The organism is Rhodococcus sp. 4CII, assembly GCF_014256275.1.
Taxonomy (GTDB): domain Bacteria; phylum Actinomycetota; class Actinomycetes; order Mycobacteriales; family Mycobacteriaceae; genus Rhodococcus_F; species Rhodococcus_F wratislaviensis_A.
In genome coordinates this window covers 7,546,279-7,570,566 of sequence record NZ_JACCFE010000002.1, presented here as the reverse complement: position 1 = coordinate 7,570,566, position 24,288 = coordinate 7,546,279, and the positions used below count along the sequence as shown (strand labels likewise).

Annotated in this window: 19 protein-coding genes and 3 pseudogenes; 10 read left to right on the top strand and 12 right to left on the bottom strand. The window is 66.2% G+C overall.

The annotated features are described in order from the left end of the window. Positions 1-63: 63 nt before the first annotated feature. Together H0B43_RS35545 and H0B43_RS35540 are read right to left on the bottom strand one after the other, a co-directional pair. Positions 64-2,271, bottom strand: a complete 2,208-nt coding sequence (locus H0B43_RS35545; RefSeq protein WP_185723720.1) for a 3-hydroxyacyl-CoA dehydrogenase NAD-binding domain-containing protein — start codon at positions 2,269-2,271, stop codon at positions 64-66. A 22-nt stretch (positions 2,272-2,293) separates the two neighbouring features. Then, positions 2,294-3,520: an acetyl-CoA C-acetyltransferase gene (locus tag H0B43_RS35540; protein ID WP_185723721.1), complete on the bottom strand. Its 1,227-nt coding sequence runs from the start codon at positions 3,518-3,520 to the stop codon at positions 2,294-2,296. Between the two features lie 353 nt (positions 3,521-3,873). Between H0B43_RS35540 and H0B43_RS35535 the strand changes: the two genes are divergently transcribed. After that, entirely contained in the window at positions 3,874-4,914 is a 1,041-nt protein-coding gene (locus H0B43_RS35535) for an ABC transporter ATP-binding protein (RefSeq protein ID WP_185723722.1), read from the top strand. Further along, positions 4,904-6,232, top strand: coding sequence for a bifunctional lytic transglycosylase/C40 family peptidase (locus tag H0B43_RS35530; RefSeq protein WP_185723723.1), 1,329 nt, complete (start codon positions 4,904-4,906; stop codon positions 6,230-6,232). The genes H0B43_RS35535 and H0B43_RS35530 overlap by 11 nt, the downstream gene beginning before the upstream one ends. A 5-nt stretch (positions 6,233-6,237) precedes the next feature. Here the strand turns inward: H0B43_RS35530 and H0B43_RS35525 are convergent, their stop codons facing one another. Further along, positions 6,238-6,942 (bottom strand): nitroreductase, encoded by a 705-nt coding sequence (locus tag H0B43_RS35525; protein ID WP_185723724.1) that lies wholly within the window; start codon positions 6,940-6,942, stop codon positions 6,238-6,240. A gap of 215 nt (positions 6,943-7,157) precedes the next feature. Between H0B43_RS35525 and H0B43_RS35520 the strand changes: the two genes are divergently transcribed. Beyond that, positions 7,158-8,471, top strand: a complete 1,314-nt coding sequence (locus tag H0B43_RS35520; RefSeq protein ID WP_185723725.1) for an oxygenase MpaB family protein — start codon at positions 7,158-7,160, stop codon at positions 8,469-8,471. Between the two features lies 1 nt (position 8,472). Further along, the gene (locus tag H0B43_RS35515; protein ID WP_185723726.1) at positions 8,473-9,624 is read left to right on the top strand and encodes a CaiB/BaiF CoA-transferase family protein; all 1,152 of its coding nucleotides are present in this window, start codon (positions 8,473-8,475) and stop codon (positions 9,622-9,624) included. Between the two features lie 62 nt (positions 9,625-9,686). On the opposite strand, the gene H0B43_RS35510 is transcribed toward H0B43_RS35515, so the two are convergent. Together H0B43_RS35510 and H0B43_RS35505 are read right to left on the bottom strand one after the other, a co-directional pair. Next, entirely contained in the window at positions 9,687-10,826 is a 1,140-nt protein-coding gene (locus tag H0B43_RS35510; protein ID WP_185723727.1) for an acyl-CoA dehydrogenase family protein, read from the bottom strand. A 2-nt stretch (positions 10,827-10,828) separates the two neighbouring features. Continuing rightward, the gene (locus H0B43_RS35505) at positions 10,829-11,998 is read right to left on the bottom strand and encodes an acyl-CoA dehydrogenase family protein (RefSeq protein ID WP_185723728.1); all 1,170 of its coding nucleotides are present in this window, start codon (positions 11,996-11,998) and stop codon (positions 10,829-10,831) included. Between the two features lie 210 nt (positions 11,999-12,208). Here H0B43_RS35505 and H0B43_RS35500 point away from each other — a divergent pair, with 210 nt between their 5' ends. Continuing rightward, positions 12,209-12,994 (top strand): enoyl-CoA hydratase, encoded by a 786-nt coding sequence (locus H0B43_RS35500; RefSeq protein ID WP_185723729.1) that lies wholly within the window; start codon positions 12,209-12,211, stop codon positions 12,992-12,994. Positions 12,995-13,287: 293 nt separating this feature from the next. Here H0B43_RS35500 and H0B43_RS35495 read toward each other — a convergent pair whose 3' ends face one another. From H0B43_RS35495 to H0B43_RS35480, 4 genes and pseudogenes are all read right to left on the bottom strand, one after another. Next, positions 13,288-13,566 carry an HNH endonuclease gene (locus tag H0B43_RS35495; RefSeq protein WP_252189902.1) on the bottom strand — a complete coding sequence of 93 codons (279 nt, stop codon included), beginning with the start codon at positions 13,564-13,566 and terminating at the stop codon, positions 13,288-13,290. Between the two features lie 55 nt (positions 13,567-13,621). Next, the gene (locus H0B43_RS35490) at positions 13,622-13,864 is read right to left on the bottom strand and encodes a hypothetical protein (RefSeq protein ID WP_185723731.1); all 243 of its coding nucleotides are present in this window, start codon (positions 13,862-13,864) and stop codon (positions 13,622-13,624) included. A 418-nt stretch (positions 13,865-14,282) separates the two neighbouring features. Beyond that, positions 14,283-14,576, bottom strand: a complete 294-nt coding sequence (locus H0B43_RS35485; RefSeq protein WP_185950099.1) for a hypothetical protein — start codon at positions 14,574-14,576, stop codon at positions 14,283-14,285. A gap of 641 nt (positions 14,577-15,217) precedes the next feature. Then, positions 15,218-16,001 (bottom strand): annotated as a pseudogene (locus tag H0B43_RS35480) (hypothetical protein). Between the two features lie 423 nt (positions 16,002-16,424). On the opposite strand from H0B43_RS35480, the gene H0B43_RS35475 reads away from it, so the two are divergent. Together H0B43_RS35475 and H0B43_RS42030 are read left to right on the top strand one after the other, a co-directional pair. Beyond that, positions 16,425-17,447: an alpha/beta fold hydrolase gene (locus H0B43_RS35475; protein ID WP_185723732.1), complete on the top strand. Its 1,023-nt coding sequence runs from the start codon at positions 16,425-16,427 to the stop codon at positions 17,445-17,447. A 328-nt stretch (positions 17,448-17,775) separates the two neighbouring features. Further along, positions 17,776-18,112: pseudogene (locus H0B43_RS42030) on the top strand (MFS transporter); the annotation flags it as partial. A gap of 76 nt (positions 18,113-18,188) precedes the next feature. On the opposite strand, the gene H0B43_RS35465 reads toward H0B43_RS42030, so the two are convergent. Continuing rightward, entirely contained in the window at positions 18,189-18,827 is a 639-nt protein-coding gene (locus H0B43_RS35465; protein WP_185723734.1) for a TetR/AcrR family transcriptional regulator, read from the bottom strand. A 374-nt stretch (positions 18,828-19,201) separates the two neighbouring features. On the opposite strand from H0B43_RS35465, the gene H0B43_RS35460 reads away from it, so the two are divergent. Continuing rightward, complete coding sequence (locus H0B43_RS35460) at positions 19,202-20,863, top strand: CocE/NonD family hydrolase (RefSeq protein WP_185950098.1); 1,662 nt, start codon at positions 19,202-19,204, stop codon at positions 20,861-20,863. A gap of 112 nt (positions 20,864-20,975) precedes the next feature. Further along, positions 20,976-21,923 carry a phosphoadenosine phosphosulfate reductase family protein gene (locus tag H0B43_RS42025; RefSeq protein WP_312037652.1) on the top strand — a complete coding sequence of 316 codons (948 nt, stop codon included), beginning with the start codon at positions 20,976-20,978 and terminating at the stop codon, positions 21,921-21,923. Here H0B43_RS42025 and H0B43_RS35450 read toward each other — a convergent pair. Beyond that, positions 21,845-22,597, bottom strand: coding sequence for an RES domain-containing protein (locus H0B43_RS35450; RefSeq protein WP_185723736.1), 753 nt, complete (start codon positions 22,595-22,597; stop codon positions 21,845-21,847). The genes H0B43_RS42025 and H0B43_RS35450 overlap by 79 nt on opposite strands. After that, positions 22,594-22,986: a hypothetical protein gene (locus tag H0B43_RS35445; RefSeq protein ID WP_185723737.1), complete on the bottom strand. Its 393-nt coding sequence runs from the start codon at positions 22,984-22,986 to the stop codon at positions 22,594-22,596. Before H0B43_RS35445 ends, H0B43_RS35450 begins: the two co-directional genes overlap by 4 nt. A 229-nt stretch (positions 22,987-23,215) precedes the next feature. Between H0B43_RS35445 and H0B43_RS35440 the strand changes: the two are divergent. After that, positions 23,216-24,213: pseudogene (locus tag H0B43_RS35440) on the top strand (phosphatidylserine/phosphatidylglycerophosphate/cardiolipin synthase family protein). The last annotated feature ends 75 nt before the right edge of the window (positions 24,214-24,288 follow it).

Sequence of the window (24,288 nt, the reverse complement as noted above, 5' to 3'; positions counted from 1 at the left end):
ACGGCCGGACGACGTGGAATGCCCGGCGGACGGGGCCTGATCGGCTCCCGTCCGCCCGGCCGTCTATGGGGTGCCGACCAATTCGGCGGACCGGGACCGCGCGAGCGTCGTACCCGATTCCGCCAGCTGCAGGAGCGATTCGGTCGGGGTGAAGCGTTCGCTGTAGGTTTCGGCGAGGTATCGGGCTCGGGCGACGAAGCCCGCGACACCGCCCTCGTAGCCGTCGACGAACTGCAGTACTCCACCCGTCCACCCGGGAAATCCGATGCCGAGGATCGACCCGACGTTGGCGTCGGGGACCGCTTCGAGGACGCCCTCGTCGAGGCACTTGACCGTCTCGATCACCTCGGCGAACAACAGCCGCTCGACCACATCGTCGAACGGGATGTCGGTGTTCTCGCCGCCGAACGCGTCCGTCAGTCCGGTCCAGAGCCGGGTGCGTTTGCGGTTCTCGTCGTATTCGTAGAACCCGGCTCCTGCCAGCCGGCCCGCCCGCCCGAACTCGGACAGCATGCGGTCGAGAACGGCCTCGGCGGGATGGCCGATCCAGGCCAGGCCGGCGTCCTCGGCGGCCTCCTTACTCGCGTCGCGGACCCGGCGCAGCAGTTCGAGGTTCAATTCGTCGGTCAGCTGGAGCACGGGAGCGGGGTACCCGGCTTGGGAGCTCGCCTGTTCGATCGTCGTCGCCGGCACCCCCTCCCCGAGCAGCGCCATGGCCTCGTTGATGAATGTGCCGATCACGCGGCTCGTGAAGAATCCGCGGCTGTCGTTGACGACGATCGGGGTCTTCGCGATCTGCTTCGCCAGGTCCAGTGCCCGTGACAGCGTGTCGGCGGAGGTCTTCTCCCCCTTGATGATCTCCAGCAGTGGCATGCGGTCCACGGGGCTGAAGAAGTGGAGTCCGATGAAGTCTTCGGGTCGGCCGACGTTCTCGGCGAGCCCCGTGATGGGCAGGGTGGACGTGTTCGATCCGATGAGGGCGCCGTCTGCGAGATACGGTTCGATCTCGGCGAGCACCTGGGCTTTGACGGCGGGATCCTCGAACACGGCCTCGATCACCAGATCGGCGCCATCGGCCGTTTCCGGGCGGTCGGTGGGCGTGATGCGTGCGAGGAGCGCATCGCCCTTGTCCTTCGAGGTCCTACCCGCAGCGACCTGCTTGTCGACCAGCTTGTGCGAGTATCCCTTGCCTCGTTCGGCGGCCTCGAGTGTCACGTCCTTCAAGACGACGTCGATGCCGGCGCGGGCGCACTCGTATGCTATTCCGGCGCCCATCATTCCCGCGCCGAGGACGACGACCTTTTGTGCGCGCCACGGCGTGCGATCGGCGCTACGACCGCGGGCGCCGTTCACGGATTGCATGTCGAAGAAGAACGCCTGGATCATGTTCTTGGCGATCTGCCCGGTTGCGAGGTCGAGGAAGTAGCGGGCCTCGATCCGCAGCGCGTTGTCGAAGTCGACCTGGGCGCTCTCCACGGCTGCCGCGACGATGTTCTGCGGCGCCGGGTAATTCGCCCCTTTCGACTGCTTGCGCAGCAGTGCGGGGATCGCGGGGAGCCGGGAGTGCAGTTGTCCGCTGCGGTCACCGGGCGCTCCACCGGTAATGCGGTAGCCTTTCACGTCCCATGGTTGGACCGCGGCCGGGTTCGCGAGAATCCACTTCTTCGCCGCGGCAATGAGGTCCGGCCTCGACTCGACGAGCTCGTCGATGATGCCGAGTTCGTGCGCCGACCGGACGGTGCGGCGTTGCCCCTGCAGCAGGAGTTCCGAGAGTGCACGTTCGACGCCGAGCATCCGCACCGAGCGGACGACGCCGCCGGCCCCGGGCAGCAGACCCAGCGTCACCTCTGGCAATCCGACGAAGTTGCGCGAACCGTCCAGTGCGACGCGATGGTGTGTGGCCAAGGCGAGTTCAAGTCCGCCGCCGAGCGCCGAACCGTTGACTGCCGCGACGACGGGCCTGCCGATCGTCTCGAGGCGGCGCAGCAGCGCACTGTTCCGGTCGACGAACGTCGCGAACTCGTCGATGCGGTCCTTCGATGCATCCCGGAGATCGTTGAGATCTCCACCGGCGAAGAAGGTGTCCTTGGCGGACGTGACGACGACGCCGGTGATGGTGTCGCGTTCGGCCTCGATTCGGTCGAGTGCCGCCTCGAGCGCGTCGACGAAGCCGGCATTCATCGTGTTGACGCGCTGCGTCGGGTCGTCGATCGTGAGCACGACGATGCCGTCGTCGTCACGTTCCCAGCGGATGATCGGGTTCTGGCTCATAGCCTGTGCGGTCCTTCCGGTTTCAGCTTGCCTGGAGTGCTTCGATCACGGTGGCGATGCCGATGCCACCGCCCACGCAGAGGGTGACGAGGCCGTAACGCCCGCCGGTGCGGTGCAGTTCGTCGAGGAGGGTGGACACGATCATCCCGCCGGTGGCGCCGAGCGGGTGGCCCATCGCGATGGCGCCGCCGTTGACGTTCACTTTGTCGAGATCGAGGTCGAGATCGCGGACGAACCGTAGAACGACCGAGGCGAACGCCTCGTTGATCTCGACCAGGTCGATGTCGGCGGGCGTCAGTCCGGCCTTTGCCAGCGCCTTCCACGAGGCGGGGGCGGGCCCGGTGAGCATGATGGTGGGGTCTGCGCCGGACACCGCGGTCGCCACGATGCGTCCCCGCGGTGTGAGCCCGAGTTCGTGTCCGAGTTCCTCGCTTCCGATCGCCAGCAGGGATGCGCCGTCTACGATTCCAGAGCTGTTGCCCGCGTGATGGACATGGTCGATGCGCTCGACCGTGTGAAACTTCTGCAGCGCAACCGCGTCGAATCCGGCGGTCTCGCCCAGGGCGGCGAACGACGGCCTCAGGCCGCTCAGCGATTCGACCGTCGTGCTCGGCCTGATCATCTCGTTGGTGGCGAGCACCACGCGGCCGTTCAGATCGCGCACGGGGACGGTCGAATGGTCGAACCGGCCCTCCTTTTGAGCCCGGCTCGCGCGCTGGTGGGAACGCACGGCGTAGGCGTCGACGTCCTCGCGGGTGAATCCCTCGATCGTGGCGATCAGGTCGGCGCCCACCCCTTGGGGCACGAAATGGCTCGCGAGGTTGGTGGCCGGATCGTCCATCCACGCGCCGCCGTCGGACCCCATGGGCACCCGGGACATCGACTCGACGCCACCTGCGAATACCAGGTCCTCGAACCCCGAACGCACCTTCTGCGCTGCGATGTTCACGGCCTCGAGCCCCGATGCGCAGAAACGGTTGATCTGCACCCCCGCGACCGTGTCCGGCAGTCCGGCAGCGATACTCGCTGTGCGAGCGATGTTTCCGCCCTGCTCACCGACTGGGGAGACGACGCCGAGAACGAGGTCGTCGACGCGGTTCGGATCGATGCCGGGGTTACGGTCGAGCAGATCCCCGATCAGCCCGACCGCCAGGTCGATCGGTTTGACGGTGTGCAGGGCACCGCCCGGCTTTCCCTTACCCCGTGGCGTCCGGATCGCGTCGAAGATCAGCGCTTCAGTGGCCGGCATCGAAAGACTCCTTGTTCTCGCTGAATGGCTGCTTCGCCGCAGCACATCGCGACCATACATTGTGTTCATATGCGTTGTCTATACCCGTCCGGAATGGTAACCGAAAAGTCGACGACCCAGCATCCTCGACGAGAGCGCTTTCGACGCAATCGGATACGCAAAGCGACGAATTGGTCCTTACGCCGAGACGCTGTGTGGTGGTATATCTCGATAGTCGATCAACGCTGGGCATTCGCCGCAGTGGACGAGCCCCATGCAATTCTCATGGCGCCGCTTCCGTCTGCGCGCCACTCCTCGCCCAGTCATTACCGGTCCGAACGATTCGGGCCGGTCCCCAATCAGTGGAGGTTGTCGTGGGTGTCGAGGTTTCCGTCGAGGGACTGACCAAATCGTTCGGCTCGCAGAGGATCTGGCAGGACGTCACGTTGACCCTTCCGGCCGGTGAGGTGAGTGCGTTGCTGGGCCCGTCGGGTACGGGTAAGTCGGTGTTCCTGAAGTCGCTGATCGGTCTGCTCCGTCCGGAGCAGGGGTCGATCGTGATCGATGGCACGAACATTCTGGAGTGCTCCTCGAAGGAGTTGTACGAGATCCGGAAGTTGTTCGGGGTGCTGTTCCAGGACGGTGCGTTGTTCGGCTCGATGAACCTGTTCGACAACGTGGCGTTCCCGTTGCGGGAGCACACGAAGAAATCCGAGTCCGAGATCCGCAAGACCGTGATGGAGAAGATGGAGCTGGTCGGTCTGCTCGGGGCCGAGGACAAGCTGCCCGGCGAGATCTCCGGCGGTATGCGCAAGCGCGCCGGTCTGGCGCGGGCGCTGGTGCTCGATCCGCAGATCATTCTGGTGGACGAGCCCGACTCCGGTCTGGATCCGGTGCGCACCACCTACATTTCGCAGACGTTGATCGATATCAATGCGGAGATCGATGCGACGATTCTGATCGTGTCGCACAACATCAATCTGGCGCGGACGGTGCCGGACAACATCGGGATGCTGTTCCGGCGGCATCTGGTGATGTTCGGGCCGCGGGAGGTGCTGCTCACCAGTGAGGAGCCGGTGGTCAAGCAGTTCCTCAACGGCACGATGATCGGTCCGATCGGGATGTCGGAGGAGAAGGACGAGGCGCAGATGGCGCAGGAGCAGGCGATGGTCGATGCCGGGCATCATGCCGGTGGTGTCGATGACGTGGAGGGGATCGTTCCGCAGATGAAGGCGACGCCGGGGATGCCGTTCCGGCAGGCCGTGGCCCGCCGTCAGGAGCGGGTGCGGCACATCATGCACACGTTGCCGGAGAACGCTCAGATCGCGATTCAGGAAAGCCTCGACGAGAATTCCGGCGGCTGGTTCTACGACGACAGCACCGCGCCGCTCGAAGGTGCGGTCGATGTCCGTTGATCCGTCGACCCTGATCGTCGCCGCGGTCGCGGCAGCGGGTGCGTTCGTGCAAGGCACCGCGGCCCCGCCTGAGATCAAGGATCAGGCGACGCAGACCCTCGAGTCCTATTCGCCGGCCACCGCGGACCAGCAGGTGTCCGACCTGATTTCGGCGCTGCCCGAGCCGTTGCGCGCACCTGCGCAGCAGGCTGTGGACGACGTCACCGATGCAGCAGCGGCTGCGCTCGAACCACATCTGCCATCCGGTGCCCTGGCTCCCCCGGCACCCCCACCTGAACCGCCGGTGCCTGCGGAGCCGGTCATGCCGAATTCCGTGTCGGAACCCGCTCCGGCGGCGCCGGTGTTCCTGTCGAGCCCGCCCTCGCCCGACGAAACTTCGATCGGCACGGGCGCTGTGCTGCAGCCGGTTCCGGCAGCGTTTCCTCGCGCCTCGCTCGCTCCGGTCGGTGCGATCGCACTCTTCGCGCCGTGGCTGCGCAAGGCCGGAGCCATCTGCGACGGAATCAAGCCGGCGACTCTGGCGGCGCTGTATTCGGCGGAGAACGGATTCCGATATGGGGCCACCGCACCGGTGTCCCCGTCCGGCGCACTCGGGCCGGGGCAATTCATGCCCGGCACGTGGGCGGTGTACGGCAAGGATGCCGACGAGGACGGGAAAGCCGATGTACTCGGTATCGCCGACCCCGTGATGGCGTCGGGAAACCTGCTATGTGACATGTACGGACAGATCGACTCATGGAAGCGTCAGGGCAGGGTGTCGGGCGATACCCTCGACCTCACCATTGCTGCGTACAACGCCGGATCGGGTGCCGTGCTGCGCTCCGGCGGAATGCCGTCCGGCAGCCCGGACTACGAGAACCAGACCAAGCCGTACGTCGCGAAGATCCGCGGCAGTGAACCGTCCTTCGCGGAATTGCTCGCGCCCCTGATCGGGCTGCCCCTGGCGGACGGCCTCGGCGGGCGGGTGGTCGAGTCGGCCGTCCGCTACCTCGGTCTGCCCTACGTGTGGGGCGGCGGCACCGTCGACGGGCCGTCCGGCGGCGGATTCGACTGCTCGGGACTGACATCGTTCGCGGTCCATGCCGCCACGGGAATCGCGCTGCCGCGCACGTCCGAGACCCAGTGGAACGTCGGGCAGGAGATACCGACGGATCAGGCGCGGCCCGGGGACCTGCTGTTCGGCAACTGGCAGTCGGGTGGTCCCGGGCATGTCGCCATCTACATCGGAAACGGTCAGATGATCCACGCCCCCACCACGGGTGACGTCGTGCGTATCGCCGACGTCTTTCCCGAGATGAAGGTCCGTCGCATTTTCTGACCGACTCAGCGCTCCAGCCAGGTCACGACTTCGTCGCTCGACTGACGCTCCGTCCGATACGAGTTGATCGGATGGTCCACGTCCGGGTATCCGAAGGAGATCCCCAGGAGCACCTGACGACCTTCCGGGATGTCGAAGAACTCGCGGATGAAGGGTGCCTGGCTGGCGAGCGCGGCCTGCGGAATCGTGCCGATACCGTGGCTGTGCGCGGCCAGCAGGAAGCTGTTGACGAAGACCCCGCAGTCGACGGCGCCGTACGTCCCGAGCTTGGCCTCGGTGGTGACGATGGCGACGTGCGGTGCGTCGAACAACTCGAAGTTGCGCATCATCTGCCGCGCGGACGCGATCCGATCCCCCTTGGCGATGCCCACGCTTTCGTACAGTTGCCATCCGCTGGCACGCCGACGCTCCTGGTAGACGCCCTCGTAAGCCTCCGGAAAGGGGATGTCCGGGTTCTCTGCCGGTGCCTGCCCAACGTGTTCGGCCAGTGCTGCGCGGAAGCGATTCGTCGCGTCCGCCTCCGCGATGTGGAGGTGCCACGGCTGAGTGTTGCACCACGAGGGCGCCCGGCGGGCAGTCTCGAGGATCGCGGCGATCACCTCCCTCGGCACGGGCTCGGGCCGGAACCCCCGGCAACTCCATCGACTCTCCATGAGAGTGTGCAAAACCTCGTGACCGGCGGTGGCGGGCTCGACCAGATGTCGTGTCATTACTGTGCCTCGTTTCTCCGGTGGTGACGACCACCTGCGACCGAGCTCGGTTCCGAGCTCGCGTGACCACTGACTAACATCACCATACAGTGCGTGTAGACAAGGTGTTCAGTTTGTCCTACGCTGTTTGTAATGGAGGTCACAGGGGGCGGGCCGGGCGGATGTGCCCGCCGTTCCGTCCGGCCGAATACACAGCTCAGACGTGAGGAGTAGGGATGACTGCCACCACCGAGACACCACGACGCGAGGGCGCACTCGACGTGCCAGAGGGTCTGCCACGCGGCATAGATCTCGGCCGGATCAACAATCGGGACAGGGCAATCGCCATGTACGGCCGCGAGTTCGCCGAGAAGCTGACCGATCACGCGCTGCTCGCTGACGACGCCGCATATCTGGCCATGCTCGACTTCCGCGACAAATCGACGGGCGCCAACTGGCGCACGTTCGACACTGCGCTCGAGCACGGCATCGATGCCCTAGACGACCCGCCCGCTGGCATGGTGGAGCTATTCCGGCAGCTCGACCACATCCCGGACTGGGTCGACTTCGACCAGCTCTACCGTGGTGCCGTCGCCTTCTGGCGGGCCGGGCCCATCGTGCCGCCCATCCTGGCCTGGGCCACCATCGCCGGCGGATTCTCGATGTACAGCGCCACTCGGCCGGTCCTGTTCAGTGGCAGGTTGCGGAAGGCCGACCATGTCGGTACCCGTCTTGTGGAGAGCTTTCGTTACGTCGTCGCGGCTTACACGCCGGGCGGTATGGGGCGTTTCGAGGAGGGCTTCCGGCTCACCGCGAAGGTCCGCATGATTCACGCGGCAGTCCGTCACGGCCTGAGCCGGTCGGACGCATGGGATTGGGAAAACTGGGGTATCCCAATCAACAATCTCGACTCCATGGTCACCCAGGCCGGTCAGTTCGGCGTGAAATTCATCGATGCGGTACACAGTTCCGGTATCCGCTTCACGGACCGGGAGATCGAGGACATCTTCGCCCTCAGTCGCTACGTGGGATGGGTGATCGGGGTTCCCGAGGACATCCTGCACACCGACTACGACGACGCCCGCAAGAAGACGGATTTCCACACCCTCGTCGAGCAACCCGCAGACGACCTGTGCCGCGACGTCGTCCACTCCGTCATCAAGTTCAGCGTGGAGAATCCTCCGGGAGACGTGGAGGTGCTGCCCGCACCCGTCGCCAAGTTCATGACCACCGACCGCCGCCTCAAGCTCGCCTACGGAATGTTGTCGACCTGGCTGCCGGCGAATGTCATCAAAGACCTGCACATCGAGCCCACACCGTGGCGTTTCGTGCTACCCGCGGTGAAGCCTCTGCTGACGTTATCCAACCGCGTCGGTCGCATCCTTCCACACGACGACGAGGCCGCCACCTTCCGAATCCTGAAGCAGTTCAACGCCGCCATCGCGGTGCCCGAGTCGGAAAAGGCGAAGGCCGTCGCCAACCCCGACGACGTCGGAGCCGACGCCGCAGCCAACAAGGGCGGCATGCCCGTCGTCACAAAGGCAGGCTGACGTGCCAGATACGACCAACGCTCCCCTCGCCGGCGTCCGGATAGTCGAGCTTGCCGGGATCGGACCCGGCCCGTTCGCCGGAATGATGCTCGCCGACCTCGGCGCGGAGGTGATCTGCGTCGACCGTCCCGGCGGAAACCCCTGGGCCGCCAGCGGCCACGGAGTGATGTTCCGCAGTCGCCGCTCGATCGCGGTCGACCTCAAGTCGTCCGACGGCGCCGAAATCGTGCGCCGACTCTGCACGAGTGCGGACGGGGTCATCGAGACGTTCCGCCCCGGTGTGGCCGAGCGCCTCGGCGTCGGACCCGCCGACTGCATGGCCGCCAACCCTGCACTGGTGTACGGCCGAATGACCGGATGGGGTCAGGACGGTCCGCTGGCGTCGATGCCCGGGCACGACATCAACTACATCGCCCTCACCGGCGCACTGCACGCGATCGGACGCCGCGACGAGGCGCCCGTACCTCCGCTCAATCTGGTCGGCGATTTCGGTGGCGGCGGAATGTTGCTCACCGTCGGTATGCTCGCCGGGATCATGTCCGCGCGGACCACCGGTGTGGGACGCGTCGTCGACGCCGCCATGATCGACGGCGCATCGGCCCTGATGGCAATGTTTCACGGTCTCCGCGGAGAGGGGACGTTCAGCGAGAATCGCGGAACCCACCTCCTCGACACCGGCGCGTTCTTCTACGACGTGTACCGCACCCGGGACGAGAAGTGGGTAAGCATCGGCGCCATCGAGGATCAGTTCTGGCAGGACCTCTGCGACGCACTGGACCTCCCGGACGATTTGCGCCACAACCAGTTCGACACCACCCGATGGGACGAGTTCCGCGACGTCCTCGGCCGCCGGATCGCGACGTTCGACCGGGCCGAACTCGACAACCTGCTCCTCGGCCGCAATACCTGCTACGCCCCCGTCCTGACACTCGCCGAGGCCGCGGCGCACCCACACCACGCCGCCCGCGGAACGTTCGTCGAGGTGGACGGTGTCGTGCAAGCCGCCCCGGCTCCCCGCTTCGACGGGGCACCGGCCACCAAACCTGGACCGCCGCGCAAGCCCGGCGCCGACACCCGCCAGATCCTCACCGACGCCGGGTACGACGCCGCCGAGATCGAAAGGTTCTTCTCCAGCGGCGCTGCTGCAGACTAGTTTTCGCAACCATATGAGGGCGGGCCGGGAATTCTTCCCGGGCCCGCCCTCATGTGGTGGTCTCACAGTCCCAGTGAGCGTCCCACGATCTCGCGCATGATCTGGTTGGTACCGCCGTAGATCTGCTGTACCCGCGAGTCCCGCCAGCGCCGGGCCACCTCGTACTCCTCCATGTAGCCGTACCCGCCGTGCAACTGCAGACACGTGTCCAGGGCCTCGAATTCGAGTTCGGTGGTCCAGAACTTGGCTCCGGCCGCATCGGCCGCGGTGAGCTCACCATTCCCGTGCGCGTCGAGGCAGCGGTCGAGATAGATCCGCGCGATCTGCACCTTCGTCGACAACTCGGCCAGTGTGAACCGGTTCGCCTGGAAGCTGCCGATCGGGGTCCCGAACGCGCGCCGCTCCTTCGCGTACGACAACGCAAGGTCGAGGGCGTACTCGGCGCTCGCCACGGCGACAACGGCCATCGACAGCCGCTCCTGCGCGAGGTTCGCCATCAGATAGCGCAAACCCTTACCCGGCTCGCCGAGCACGTTCTCAGGCTGCACCTTTACGTTCTGGAAGAACAATTCGGCGGTGTCCTGGGCCTTGCGCCCGATCTTCGACAGCTTACGACCGCGTTCGAAGCCCGGCTGCCCATCCTCGACGACGAACAGGCCGAAGCCACCGCCGTCCTCGTCGGGGATCCGGGCAGCGACGATCACGAGGTCGGCCTGCATGCCGCTGGTCACGAACGTCTTCGAGCCCGTGATGCGCCAGCCGGATCCCTCGCGGCGCGCGGTCGTCTTGATCGCACGCAGGTCCGATCCGGTCCCCGGTTCGGACATCGAGACCGCGATGGTGCGCTCACCGCTCACAATGTCCGGTAGCCAGCGTTTCTGCTGCGCCTCGTCGGCGAGGTCGAGGAAATACGGGAGGACGATGTCGTTGGTGAGGGAGAACCCGTCACCGACCGTGCCGGTGCGCACGACCTCCTCGTTCAGAACCGCGTTGAACCGGAAGTCACGCAGCCCGCCGCCCCCGAACTCCTCGGGTGCGGCGAATCCGACGAGACCCTGCGCCGCGGCGCGGCGCCAGAAGTCGCGGTCGACCATGCCCGCCTCTTCCCACTCGTCGGAGTGAGGCACCGCTTCCTTGATCAGGAACGCGCGCACAGCGTCGCGGAACTGTTCGTGCTCGGGTTCGAAGATGGTGCGCTTCATGATCAGAGCCCCATCGATCGGCCGATGATTTCGCGCATGACCTCACTCGTGCCGCCGTAGATGCGTCCGATCCGCGCATCGACGTAGGCCCGCGCGATGGGGTACTCGGTCATGTAGCCGTAGCCGCCGAACAGTTGCAGGCAGCGGTCGGTGGCGGTGCCCTGCAACTCGGAGGCCGCGAGTTTGGCCATCGCCGCGCGTTCGGGCGTCAAGGTCCCGGCGACGAGTTCGGCGACGCAACTGTCGACGAAGGCCTGCATCACCTCCACCTCGGTCTTGATGCTCGCCAGCACGAATCGGGTGTTCTGGTAGCTCCCCACACTGCGCCCGAAGACGCGGCGTTCCTTCACATACCCCACCGCCCACTCCAAGGCCTGTGCGGCGGACGCGATACTCGCCACGGCGATGGTCATGCGTTCCTGCGCCAAATTCGACACGAGCGAGCGGAACCCGCTTCCCGGCTTCCCGAGCAGGTTGGCCGCCGGCACCCGCGCATTGTCGAAGAACAACTCCGCGGTGTCCTGCGCATGCATGCCGATCTTCTCGAGGTTTCGGCCCCGCTCGAACCCGGGAGTGCCCCGCTCGACGACGATCAACGACAGACCACCGTGACGGTCCGCGTCCCGCTCGGTGCGCGCCGCGACGATGACCAGGTCGGCGTTGTGTCCGTTGGAGATGAACGTCTTGCTTCCGTTCAGCACGTAGTGGTCACCGTCGAGGGCCGCCGTGGTGCCGATACCAGCGAGATCCGAACCTGTACCGGGTTCGGTCATCGCGATCGCCGCGATCAACTCGCCCGACGCCAATCCGGGAAGCCAACGTTTCCGCTGCTCGTCGTCGGCGTAGGCCAAGAAATACGGGACGCAGATGTCGTTGTGCAAATTGATGCCGACCGAGACCGTCCCGGTGCGAGCGATCTCCTCCGCGACGACCGCATTGAAGCGGAAGTCCGATACTCCGCCGCCGCCGTACTCCTCCGGAATATCCATTCCCAGAAAGCCGAGGTCGCCGGCCTCACGGAAGACCTTGCGGGGCACGATGCCGTCGCGCTCCCACTGGGCGTATTGCGGCACCACCCTCGATTCCAGGAAGGATCGGAAGCTGTCGCGGAAGGCTTCATGTTCGTCGTCGTACAGGGCGCGGCGAGTGCGCGCAGGTTTGTCATTGCTCATGACCTCCAGCATACAATTCATCCATACACTGTGTATAGCCTCGATGTACGCTGCATCGTGTGCTTCCCTCCTTGCAGAGTGGAGACACACGCCCCCGAACGACACTCTCCTTCACGCCTAGTGACGTCAGGGCTGGTGCGAGCGGGCGGCCCGGCGTCGCCGATCCAAACCACTCACCGGACAAATTCCACTACCTGCGAAGGAATCCTCATGAGCACCGACATCTCGGGCCTCGACACGAGCATCGACAACGGCCTGCTCCGCCTTACCTTCAATCGCCCCACACGCCTGAACGCAGTCACGGCCGAATCCCTCAATGCGGTAGCCGACGCTCTCGAGTCGAAGGCTGATGACCCCTCGGTGGCGGCAGCAGTCCTCACCGGCACCGGGCGTGCCTTCTGCACCGGCGCCGACTTGGGATCGGCGGACACATCCCGGCCACCGTCCGCCACGACAATCGACGCCGCGAACCGGGCAGTGGCTGCGATTCGTGCGTTTCCGCGTCCCGTCGTCGGCGCGGTCAACGGACCTGCCGCAGGCGTGGGCGTCTCCCTCGCGCTCGCCTGCGACCTCACCGTCGCCACCGAGTCCAGCTACTTCCAACTGGCATTCACGACGGTGGGTCTCATGCCCGACGGCGGTGCCACCGCACTCGTCGCGGCCTCGATAGGCCGGGCCCGTGCATTGAGAATGGCCCTTCTCGCCGACCGCCTCCCAGCGTCTGCTGCGCTCGCGACTGGGCTGATCGCCGACGTCTTCCCCGACACCGAGTTCGCGGACGCGGTCGAGGCCCTCACGCGGCGTCTCGCCAGTGGCCCTGTCAACGCCTACAGATGGACGAAGGACGCCGTTAACGACGCCACCCTCACTGAGCTCGACAACACTTTTGCCCGCGAACGGAAAGGACAACTCGACCTGCTTGCATCCGCCGACTTCGAGGAAGGCCTCGCCGCCTTCCTCGAGAAGCGCGCCGCGGTGTTCGGCGGAGTTGCGTAACCTCGCGGCTTCTCCGCCAGGAATCCTCGCGATAAGCGTGCCTCGCCGGCAATGTCGTCCGGTCGACAGTGTTCGAAACATCCTGCCGGGCAAACGGTATGACGGTGGATGCGAGGATACGGTCGGCCGAAGCATATACCAGTACTACCGTCCCTACGTCGCGCCAGGTGAACCGGCCAAATTGGGCATCGGTGATCGGGGCTGGCATTTGCAGGTATGGGATACCTGTCCGTTGCGACGGGCGGGGACGATCGTCATCAGGCAGGAAGCAATCCGTCGCGGGACCCAAATCATCACCTCCCTGAACAAGGAGACCGCTTCTCATGGAGCGCATCGACGTTTTCGGGGAAGTTAAAGCCCACATCGTCGAGAAGGAGGCCGGACTTGCGCGAATTGCACGGCCAGCACGCCGTGACGATGTTGCCGGCGTCGAGCGGGTCGCCTCCGTGCGAGAGCGGCACGACGTGATCGTGGGTGGCCGACAGTGACCAGTACACGGGGTGAGTGTCGGTGGTCTTCCAGTTGCGATGGAAGGGGAACTGGTCGGGAAACTCCGCGGACAGCAGACGCATCACCGGCGTCAGAATGGTCTTGATCCCGCAGTACCGGCACAGGTATCGGTCCCGGTCATAGATCGCGGCGAGGCCCTTCTCCCGCGGAGCTCGGCGGCGCGTCGCCTCCCGTCTCGAACGCGATACGGTCCATCGCCCGCCGCGCGTCGGCTACGCGCGCCTCGATGAGCGCCTCGACGATTCCGTGCAAAAGATCCGGCAGCGTGGTGCCGGGTCCGACACCTGGCAACGACGTGTGGCCGCCGGTGTGGTCGGGTGCGTCGTGACCGGACCCCGTCGGCGCTGTCGAACCCGTCACGGGCAGTCCTTCGCACTGCCGCGCAGGGGGCACCACACTACCCACGCCAACATATGACACCCCGTTCCGCAGACCGTTTCCGCAGACCGCCCGCTACTCGTGGATCGCAGCGAGGCTGCTGGCCGTGTCATCCGCTGTGCCGGAGAAACTGTCAACGGACACGATTATGCCGGTCGGCCACATCACGATGGCAGGAAGGGACAAGACCCCATCACCCCCGGACGACCGTGCGTGGGGCTGATGGGTCCGGTCCTGATCCCGAGTGCAGTCGGGTCGACAAGGCACCGGAGGCCCCAGTCGCGGCGTCCGAGGTCGTCGCTAGCGGCGTGTTCCGGGCGTGACCGACAGCTCGAAAGGCCGGGTCGCCAGATAAACCCGTCGCCCGTAGATGAAATGCAGATTCGGCAGGAGCAGTGGGTTACGTGACCTTGACACTCCCGGTGAAGAAGAACGGGGCCACGCTTCCGAAGCAGAAGACGGTCACGTTGGACCCCGACGCGAACCCGCCTATCTTTCCGACGCCGGCTTTGAAACCGAAATTCGAGTCGAGAGCGAAGCAATTCCAGCTCTCCCCCGCCGGTACCGCAATGTTGATCTCACCCTTGCCGCCCGCGGTGACAGTGGGTGCCGCTGTCGCGGTACCGGCTCCCACGAGCATCACCGGGGCGATGACGGCTGAGGCAACAGCTGTGCGCAACGCGATCTTGTTCATCGTGCTCACCTTTCGATCTCAAAAGTCCCGACTCCAATAGGGGAGCGGTGACGCCGGCCTCTCCTGGGAAGCCGCGAACACGATCACCGCGTACTTCGCATATCGCATCGACACTCGAAAAGTTTCACAATTTTGGAAATATTCTCGAATCCGGGAACTCGAACAACCGCCCAATCAATTGGACAGTCGAACAATTCCGTTGTCATTCTCATTAACCGAGTTTCAAGCAAATCATCGAAACCAACTGCAGGAGGCCCCATTTCCCGTGTCCGCGTGCGTCGCAGGCACGGTCGGACGCCTCGCCACAGGGGCCCGATCGCCGGGGCCACTCGCGGCGGGGTGAAGGGGACGAGCACCGCGGCCTCCGGCCGCAAGCGACGGAGGGTGAGCCAACCGGAGGACCTGGCTGGCCGCCTACATCACCGGCACCGTCATCAACGTCGACGGCGGCTCGGCATGGGGCACTGAACCAGCCCTCTAACTGCATAGACGACACGTCCCTGAGGCTGGGCACTTCCTCGGAAGTGCCCCAGCCTTCTGCGTCCGTGGGGAATGCAATCAGCTGCGCCCGATATCCCCATGCGGGGGTGCCGGGCGCCGACTCGTTTCTCCGCGACGTCGGCGGGCCCGTGCCTGCCGCGCTAGTGGGACTTCTTCTCGGCGATCGCGGTCGCCGGATGCACGGCGATCAGGCCGAGGCCTTCGCGTCGCTTGCACAGCCGCGCCAGCTCCCGATACGCGGCCTCACCGAGCAACTCGGTCAGCTCCGCCGCATACGACTGCCACACCGCCTCGGAACCGACGTGCGCGTCCGGCGAGCCGGAGCAGTACCAGTTCAGATCCGCGCCGCCCTCACCCCAACCACGTCGGTTGTACTCGGTGATCGTCGTCTTCAGGACCTGCTCGCCGTCGGGTCGCTCCACCCATTCCTGGCTGCGCCGGATCGGCAGCTGCCAGCACACGTCCGGCTTCACCTCGAGCGGCTCGATGCCACGCTCGAACGCCATCGCATGCAGCGCGCACCCGATGCCCCCTGCGAAGCCGGGACGGTTGAGGAAGATGCACGCGCCCCGGTAGCGGCGGGTACGCAACGCCGGCTCACCCTCGAGCTCGTCCTCCTCGATGTACCCCCTCTTCCCCGAGCCCCTGCTTCATGAACTGCCAACCCTCGGGCCTGAGCAGCTTCACCGACTCGTGCAACCTCTCGACATCCTCCTCGTCGGAGAAGAAGGCGCCGTGCGAGCAACAGCCGTCGTCGGGTCGCCCCGCGATGATGCCCTGGCAGGCCGGGGTGCCGAACACGCAGGTCCAGTGCGAAAGCAGCCACGTCATGTCCGCGGCAATGAGATGCTCGGCGTCGTCGGGATCGCCGAACTCCACCCATTCCCGAGCGAAGTCGAGCGCAACCTCGGGGCTGGGCGTCATCTTGGGCGATGACCCCGCACTACCTGCTGTCACAAACCCCCACGGTAGTCGACCCACATCACAGCCAAGGACTGATCGGATCCCCGTCCGGGAGCAACGATGCCCGGCCCGAGTCGCGCCGATACTCCGGTGAAACTACCGCGGTGTTCTGCCGCCGATCAGCCCCAGTCCCGGTGCCGCACAGCGGAAGCACCGTCGAGCGGAACGCCCAGGGGCCAGGGCCCCGGTGGTCGGTGATCGCCTGCGTGTAACGCCCCGGCCTCCACCGCAAATAACCAGCGAACGTTCTCGCGCCCATGTCGGGGCACGTCAGGAGGCAACAACCCTCCCGATGTCGACACCCTCGGGTGGGGCGTGTCGTCAGGTGTGTCGACGGTGCGAAGCGAAGAATCGACGTAAAACGCGACAGTCGAGGAGGGTGCGATGAACCCCAGTCGCATGCGCAGGCTCAGGCCGGTGCCCAACGCCGAACCGCAGATGATGTTCCGCACCATCCACGGGTACCGGCGCGCCTTCCGCATGACCGGTGACGGCCCCGCGCTGCTGTTGTTGCACGGCATCGGCGACAACTCGTCGACATGGACCGAGATCATCCCGCACCTCGCCGAGAAATACACCGTGATCGCACCCGATCTACTCGGCCACGGACGCTCCGACAAGCCCCGTGCCGACTATTCCGTCGCCGCCTACGCCAACGGCATGCGCGATCTACTCTCGACCCTGGGAATCGACCACGCCACCGTGATCGGACATTCGCTCGGCGGCGGCATCGCGATGCAATTCGCCTACCAGTTCCCCCAGATGGTGGATCGGCTCATCCTGGTTTCCGCCGGCGGTATCACCAAGGACGTTCATCCGCTCCTGCGCCTGGCCGCGACGCCGATCGTCAACGAGGCACTGAAATTGCTGCGCCTGCCGGGAGCGGTCCCCGCGGTGCGATGGGCGGGAACCCTGTTGACTCGGCTGCACGGCACTGCCCTGCGCCCCGGTGCCGCCCTGCACGACACACCGGATCTGGTGCGGATCTTGACCGAACTGCCCGACCCCACCGCGTACGAGGCCTACCTACGCACCCTGCGGGCGGTGGTCGACTGGCGCGGACAGACGGTGACCATGCTCGACCGCTGCTATCTGACGGCAAGTCTCCCTATTCAACTCATCTGGGGAGATCGCGATACCGTCATCCCCGTCAGCCACGCCCACACCGCGCACGCGGCAATGCCGGATTCGCGCCTGGACATCTTCGAAGGCGCCGGTCACTTCCCCTTCCGGGACGACCCCATGCACTTCCTCCACACCATCGAGAAGTTCCTATCCGACACGCGCCCATCACCATTCGACGAGACCAGGTGGCGGCAACGGCTCAACACCGGAACCGTCGAGAAGGCCCTCACTCGTGCCGCTGTGTTCGATGCGGTGGAATCCGCCGAACGCAGCGCCACCTGATTCAGGCTCAGGTGACCGACCCCGGCACAGCACCCACCCGGTACCTGGGTAGGTACCACACGGCACGGTGCACCGGTTCGCCGTGCCCGGGGGCTGGAGCTTGTGATGGCGCTCGCTGAAGTAGGGTCGGTCTGGGATAACGGGGTAACTGGTTGAACCGTAGCTACTTTCGTCCAACGGGCAGTGTCCATCGAAGGTGATCTCGAAGGCGTTCTGCTGCCTTCCAGCGGTTGCACCAGCGTTGGCGGGCAGGCGCATGTGGGGTCGAGGCTCATGATTGCCGCAGATGCTGCGGGCGATGCAACCTACCAATGAACCGGCAGCTCGAGCTGTCGGTTGGGCCCTGGCGTTGTTCCCGCTTCTCGACACTGGATCGCCGGCGGCATTCGTGCTGGGAGTATGTGGGACTCTGGCGATCTTCGGCATTGCCTACGGGCCGTGCGGTGCACTACTGCCGGAGATGTTCCATGTTCGGTACCGCTACACCGGCGCCGGTCTCGGATACAACCTGGCCGGTGTCCTCGGCGGCGCGGTCCCGCCGCTGATCGCCCCCGCTCGCCTCCGCATATGGCAGCTTCGCGATCGGGCTCATGCTCGCCGTCCTGGCCCTGCTGAGCCTTCCGTGCACCCGGGCTCTGGCCGAAACCAAGGACCTCGCTCGCTGACGGTCGCGGCAGGACGAACGAACTGGGCGCGGGCACTGGCCGAACTCGGCCGGTGCCCGCGCCTGTGGCTGTCCGGCTACCCCTGGCGACCGTCAGTGCGCAGGAGCCCGTGCAGCAAAAGATCACCGAGTTCTCCGAAGGCATCGGCCGCGGACAGTCCGGTGCGCTCGAGCAGCACACCGGACTGGACGGCGTCGATCGCCAGCGCCACCAGCTGGGCGGCGAACGCGGCGTCGGTGGCCCGGAAGTGACCGCCGTCGACACCCTCGTCGATCAACTCGTGCACCCGCTGCGCGGCCTGCGCGGTATTGCGGCCGTAGATCTCTGCGGTCGGCTGGTACGAGACCATGTCGTCGTAGAACGCGCGGGAGTTGCGGCGCATCGCCGATGCGACACCGCCGAGATACGTCGCGATCCGCTGACGGGGGTCGGATTCGGCGGCGACGGCCGCTTCGATCTGGTCCGCGGCGGCGCCGAAGAAGTGTTTGGTGGCGGCGATGACGAGTTGTTCCTTCGTCGACGCCACACTGTAGAGGGTGGCCTTCGAGCACCGTAGGCGCTGGGTGAGGTCGTCGACGGTGACCGACGTGAACCCCTCCGTCAGGAAGATCTCCTCGATCCGTGCCAGCAACTCGTCCCGGCGGGCGGCGTCGACGCGTCGACGGCGCGGAGTATTCATCGTCGCGCGGTTCGGCGCCGATCCTGCACGTGCCATGCGGTCGAGTGTTTCACAAACGGTCCCCCCCGAATCCATGGGTCTTCCCTTCTCTCGACACGATGGGTACATTATTGGGTACTTTCTGATTATCTAACGTACTCGCAAGGGAGTTTCCGTGTCCGCCCTCTGCTCCCCCGCTGCCGGCTACGTCAGCGGCATCGTCCTCGACGTCGACGGCGGGCTCGGCATCGGCTCCTCCATCCGCTGACCACGGTGCCCGAGCGCTGCACAGGACCTCCGGGTCGGTAATGCGCCCGGCGCACTCGCGAAGACCCGATCACTCTTCGATCCGACCCATGCCCGCACGAAAGCGGCATTCCCTGGTCGCCCGCGCGAAAACTGAAAGAGAAAGCGAGACAACGTTGTCCAGTATGGAAATCGAATTCGATGTCGAGGCCACGATGCGCGACGGCGCCGTCCTTCGCGCCGATGTCTATCGGCCGGTCGGGGACGGCCCGTGGCCCGTTCTCGTCCAACGCACGCCCTACGATCGGCGCGCCATGCTGCAGATGTTCCTCGACCCGTTCACCGCGGTGTCCCGCGGTTACATCCTGATCCACCAGGACACCCGCGGGCGGTTCCGTTCCGAGGGCGACTGGCTCCCGTTCACCTACGAGGCCGAAGACGGCTACGACACCGTGCGCTGGGCGGCGAGTTTGCCGGGAAGCAGCGGCGTGGTCGGCATGTTCGGCGCCAGCTACACCGGCAATACCCAGTGGGCAGCGGCGCTTGCCAAGCCTCCGGAGCTGCGGGCGATCAGTCCCGGAGTCACCTGGAGCGATCCGAGCAACGGCCTGCACTTCCGCGGTGGCGCGATCGAGCTGGGTCTCAACGGGTGGTGGTCACTGACCACCGGTGCCGGCGAAATCGTGGCGCGGGCACAGGACCCGGCACAAGCTTTCACCGCCCTTGGCGCTGCCATCGCAGACTTCGACGGGCTCGTCCCCGACGGTTACTGGGGACTGCCGGCTGCGGAACTGCCCGCCGTCGCTCGCCACGGTGTCCCCGACATCGGCGTGCGCCGCGCGCTGGCCGATCCCGCCGCCGCCGACGGGGCCACGATCGCAGGCAAACACAGCAGCGTGGAGGCCGCCGCACTCAGCACCGGTGGCTGGTTCGACATCTTCCTGCAGGGCACCCTCGACAACCACATCGCCATGACTGCTCTGGGGAAACCCAGCCGCCTGATCGTCGGCCCGTGGACCCACACAGCCCGTGCCGGAATGGCCGGCGGCGTCGTCGGTGAGGTGAACTTCGGGATGGCGTCGACATATCCGGGCATCGCCTACGACGAGCTGCAACTGGACTGGTTCGACCATTGGCTCAAGGGCGTGAACAACGGTATCGATGCCGAGCCGCCGGTGAAGATCTTCGTCATGGGAATCAACCAGTGGCGTTCCGAGGCCGAATGGCCCCCCGCACGCGCTGTCGACACGCCCTGGTACCTCGGCGCCGACGCCACCCTGACCCCGGCCCCGCCCATCACCGAGCAGACTCCGGACCGCTACCGCTACGATCCCGCGGACCCGGTACGCACCCGCGGCGGCAACCTGGTCATGGCTTCCGAATACCCGGCCGGCCAGTTCGACCAGGCCGCCACCGAACAGCGCCCCGATGTACTCGTCTACACCAGCGAACCCCTCGCCGATAACCTCGAAGTCACCGGCCAGGTCCGCATGCGCCTGCACGCCGCCACGGACGCACCCTCCACCGACTGGGTCGTGCGGTTGTGCGACGTCGACACCGACGGCGTCTCACGCAACCTCTGCGACGGTATCCAGCGCATCCAGGCCGTCCCCGGCGAACCCGGCCAATACGAAATCGACCTGTGGTCGACCAGCAACGTCTTCCTCGCCGGACACCGCATCCGGGTCCAGGTCACCTCCAGCAACTTCCCCCGCTGGGACCGCAACCTCAACACCGCAGAACCCGCCACCACCGCGGTCACCATCCGCACCGCCCAGCAAACCATCTTCCACGACGCGGCACGACCCTCCCACATCATCCTGCCGGTCGTACCGCCCACGCCGTAACCCGCCGACCCGCATCGGTGCCGAGCCCGGCACCGATGAGCAGCCCGAGGACGCCGAGCAGGTCGGCCTCCTCGGGCTGCTCCACCTCGATACACGGTGGGTGGCGCCGGTCATGGAACTATTTCCGAGCGGATTCACACCGCCAACCTTCGTGTTGTCCGTCCCAGCTAAGCGGCAATCCCTCGGACCGATGCAACTGGCGGATCTCCGCCCAATCGTCCACAGATCACCTCCACAAGGCTTGTTGGAGGTCAATTTTCGTTCGTCGACAGGTGGTTATTTTTCACCCGTCGTCGACAAACCCTATCGTGCCGACCCACCACTGCTGACCGTCCTCGGACGCTCCGGCGAATGGGACCACCAACAGCCCACCCGCGTTACGAGCCAGAAGCTGCGCGACATTCTCATCGGCGCACCCTCCCGTGCGGCGTACGCGGCACATGGGCCGGGAGAAATCTGGGGCGTACGCGCTGACGAATCCTCGAAAAGGACCGGATGCTGGTCGCTCTACGACAACGCTCTCAGCAGCCACGTCGCACGCGACTGCGACGGCTGCTGCACCAACACGACCGAGCAACGCCAACACCACGGCGGCGTCATCGACCGAGCCGACCGAACACGTGTCTTCGGACCCGTGTGGGACTGGAGCGTCGAAGAGATCTGGGCATACATCGCCCACCACCAGCTACCGGCGAACCCCGTCTACGACAAACTCCGCCAGCCCGGCACACCCGATAAACACCTGCCCACGCGGCTGCGGCGGCTGGCCGGCGCTCGTCGAAGAACGCGTCCATGTCCTCCGCCGGATTCGCGAATTCGTCTGATTGCGAGTGGGTATCGCGGGACCGCTCCGAGAGAGTTGGTGCGAGTGTCACTTCGCTTGTGGACCTCGGCCGCCCACCCAGCCACAAATCGGTGTCGCGACTGTAGTGAGTGCCATTGCGACGCTGCGCAGAATCGCGTGATCACACGGCGGGCGACTCATGTGTCGTCCCATTCGAGTCCGAGCAGACGCATCGCCTGGACAAGGTCACCGTCGTCGGGTGCCACCGGCACCTGATCCAGTGCGGTGACGTGGGCGCTGACCACCGGGTCACCCGGTCGCTCGTAGACTGCCCACAGCCGCAGCCCGTCACCGTGCCGCGAGTCGAACTCCACACCGGTCACCGGATCTCCGTCCGGGCCACCAAGGGTGTTGATCCACTTGGAGATTGCCTGCGTCAACGACCGCGGGCGGCCATCCCGAATCGCGGCGCCGTCCAGATCATCGAGTCCGTGCCGGATCGCGGCCGACCGAAACCCGACACGCAGCGTGGCCAGCGTCTCCGGATGACCGGGAACCGCGAACCACCCCGTCAGCGCGCCGTGGGCGGCCAGGCGAGGCACGCACCATGAGCGCGGCACCCGGCCGGGTTCGACAGTGGGGAATGCGGCGGCATCCTCGTCGTCGACGACGATCTCGTCCAGATCTGCGATCACCTGCGCGCTCGGCCGGGCGTAGGCGAGGACCTCCAGGTAGCAGGCCAAGAGGTTGGCGCCCAGGTAGAGGGTGCGCCACACACCGTCCGGGTCGTCCCACCGGCCGGTGAACCGGCCATCGGTGGCGTACACCCACGGTGTCCATTCCCACGGCGACGGCGCGAACCCGACCCGATAGACCTCGCAGCCGCATCGGTGGGCGCACCACACCGACCCTCGCGCCGTGGCGACGAGGGCATGGTCGACCTGGGTCATCCGACGGCGGCGAACTGCCGGGCCGCGGCGAGGACCTGCCGGCCGACATCGGCGAGTTCCCCCTCGCGCAGCAACAAGGCCGGGGCACGGTCGTCGAGGATCGGATTCAAACCCTGAAACCAGGCCTGCGCCACCGCCGGGGTGTCGCGGGCGGTGATCAACCGTGCCGCCCGGTACGCGATCCGCAGCCGTTCCACATCCGAGTCACTACCGATCGTCCGTGTGCCGTCGGCCCACTGGCGCACTGCCCGGGTCTCCTTCACCCGACCCAGATAGGCGACCAGCTTCGCGCCCAGCAGCTCCCGCAACGCGGTGACCAGCTCGGACTGGGACATCCGGGCGGCCTGGTTGTACGCCTCCAGATCCGGCCGGGGATGCGCTGCGGTCATCACGAACCACCTCCAGATCCCAGGATAAATCACAATAAGGATCCCAGCAACGACTCCAGTCGAGAGCACTCGCACGGAGACTGCTACCGGACCCGCCTCCAACGTGCGGCACGGTGGACTACGCCGGCAACTGGGAGGTAGTGGCGCGGTCTACCAGGGCGGATGGCGCCGAGGTACCCTCCGCGCGGAAACCCACGTGGCGAAACCCCGAAATTGGTGTGTCGTCTCGTTGGACCACCCCGAGGTCTTCCACCGGCGACCGTTCCGCCCCGGGACCACATTCCACGGGCCGAGCCCATGGCCACACATCACCGCCGCGCTCGGGCACGAGGCCCACCGATGGCGGCGATCGCCTACCTCGGAGCCGACGCCCCCACCCTCCCTGCCGCTGCGCGCCGGCGACCTCCTGATCGCCACCGCCGCCCGCGCCGCACTCCGCGCCCACGCCACCTCCCCCGCCGCCCACACCCACTACCTGAACGCCGGGGTACGGGTGTGGTCCACCCCGAACCTGCACACGGGCGTCATAATCACCCACCGGCGGGCGGTCATCGGATCCGCCGACGCGTCGGAGAGTTCTTGCATCGCCGACGACGCCGGCATCGTCACCGACGACCCCGACGGGATCACCGATGCACGCAGGTTCATCGACGGCCTCGACGAGATCACCGAAGTCGACGACACCTTCATCGACGACGCCACCGCCATCGGGCAGATCGGCCGCGCCGTTCCCTCCCCGGGATCGGAACCCGGATCCGCGCGCAACCCGAATACCTCCCCACCCCGGCCACCCCGAATGTTCCTCCGGCACACCACCAACTACCAACCAGAACCCTACGAGTTGCAGGAACGGGACACGCACACCACCCGGCGGCGCACCGCTGCCGGGCCGGCCGCGACATACGCATTCGAATCGTTTCGCATCGACACCCCGAGTGGCCGCCGCGGCGGCCGGCTCGAACGCGGCGACATCCTGATCCAGGTCACCGCCGACAACCAGTGGCTGCATCCGCCGGCAGTCGTCGACTCCGAACCCATCCCGGTCCCGCACACGCGGAAAGCGGGCGTATCTGCTGCGCACCCGTATCGACCTCCAGCCCATCGCCAGTGACCGATGCCGAGACCCGGCTCGCCGACCTCGGACACCCGAACCCTCGCCTCCGAAGCGATCACCGGATCATCTCCGCGAGCTTGCGGGTAGCGCTGCTCCGGCTGCGGAACCGCTGAACCCTCACACCTTCTCCGGCCTGTCATCGGCAAGTGTCAGACCCTACCGACAACGACACCTTCCCGGCCGCGGAG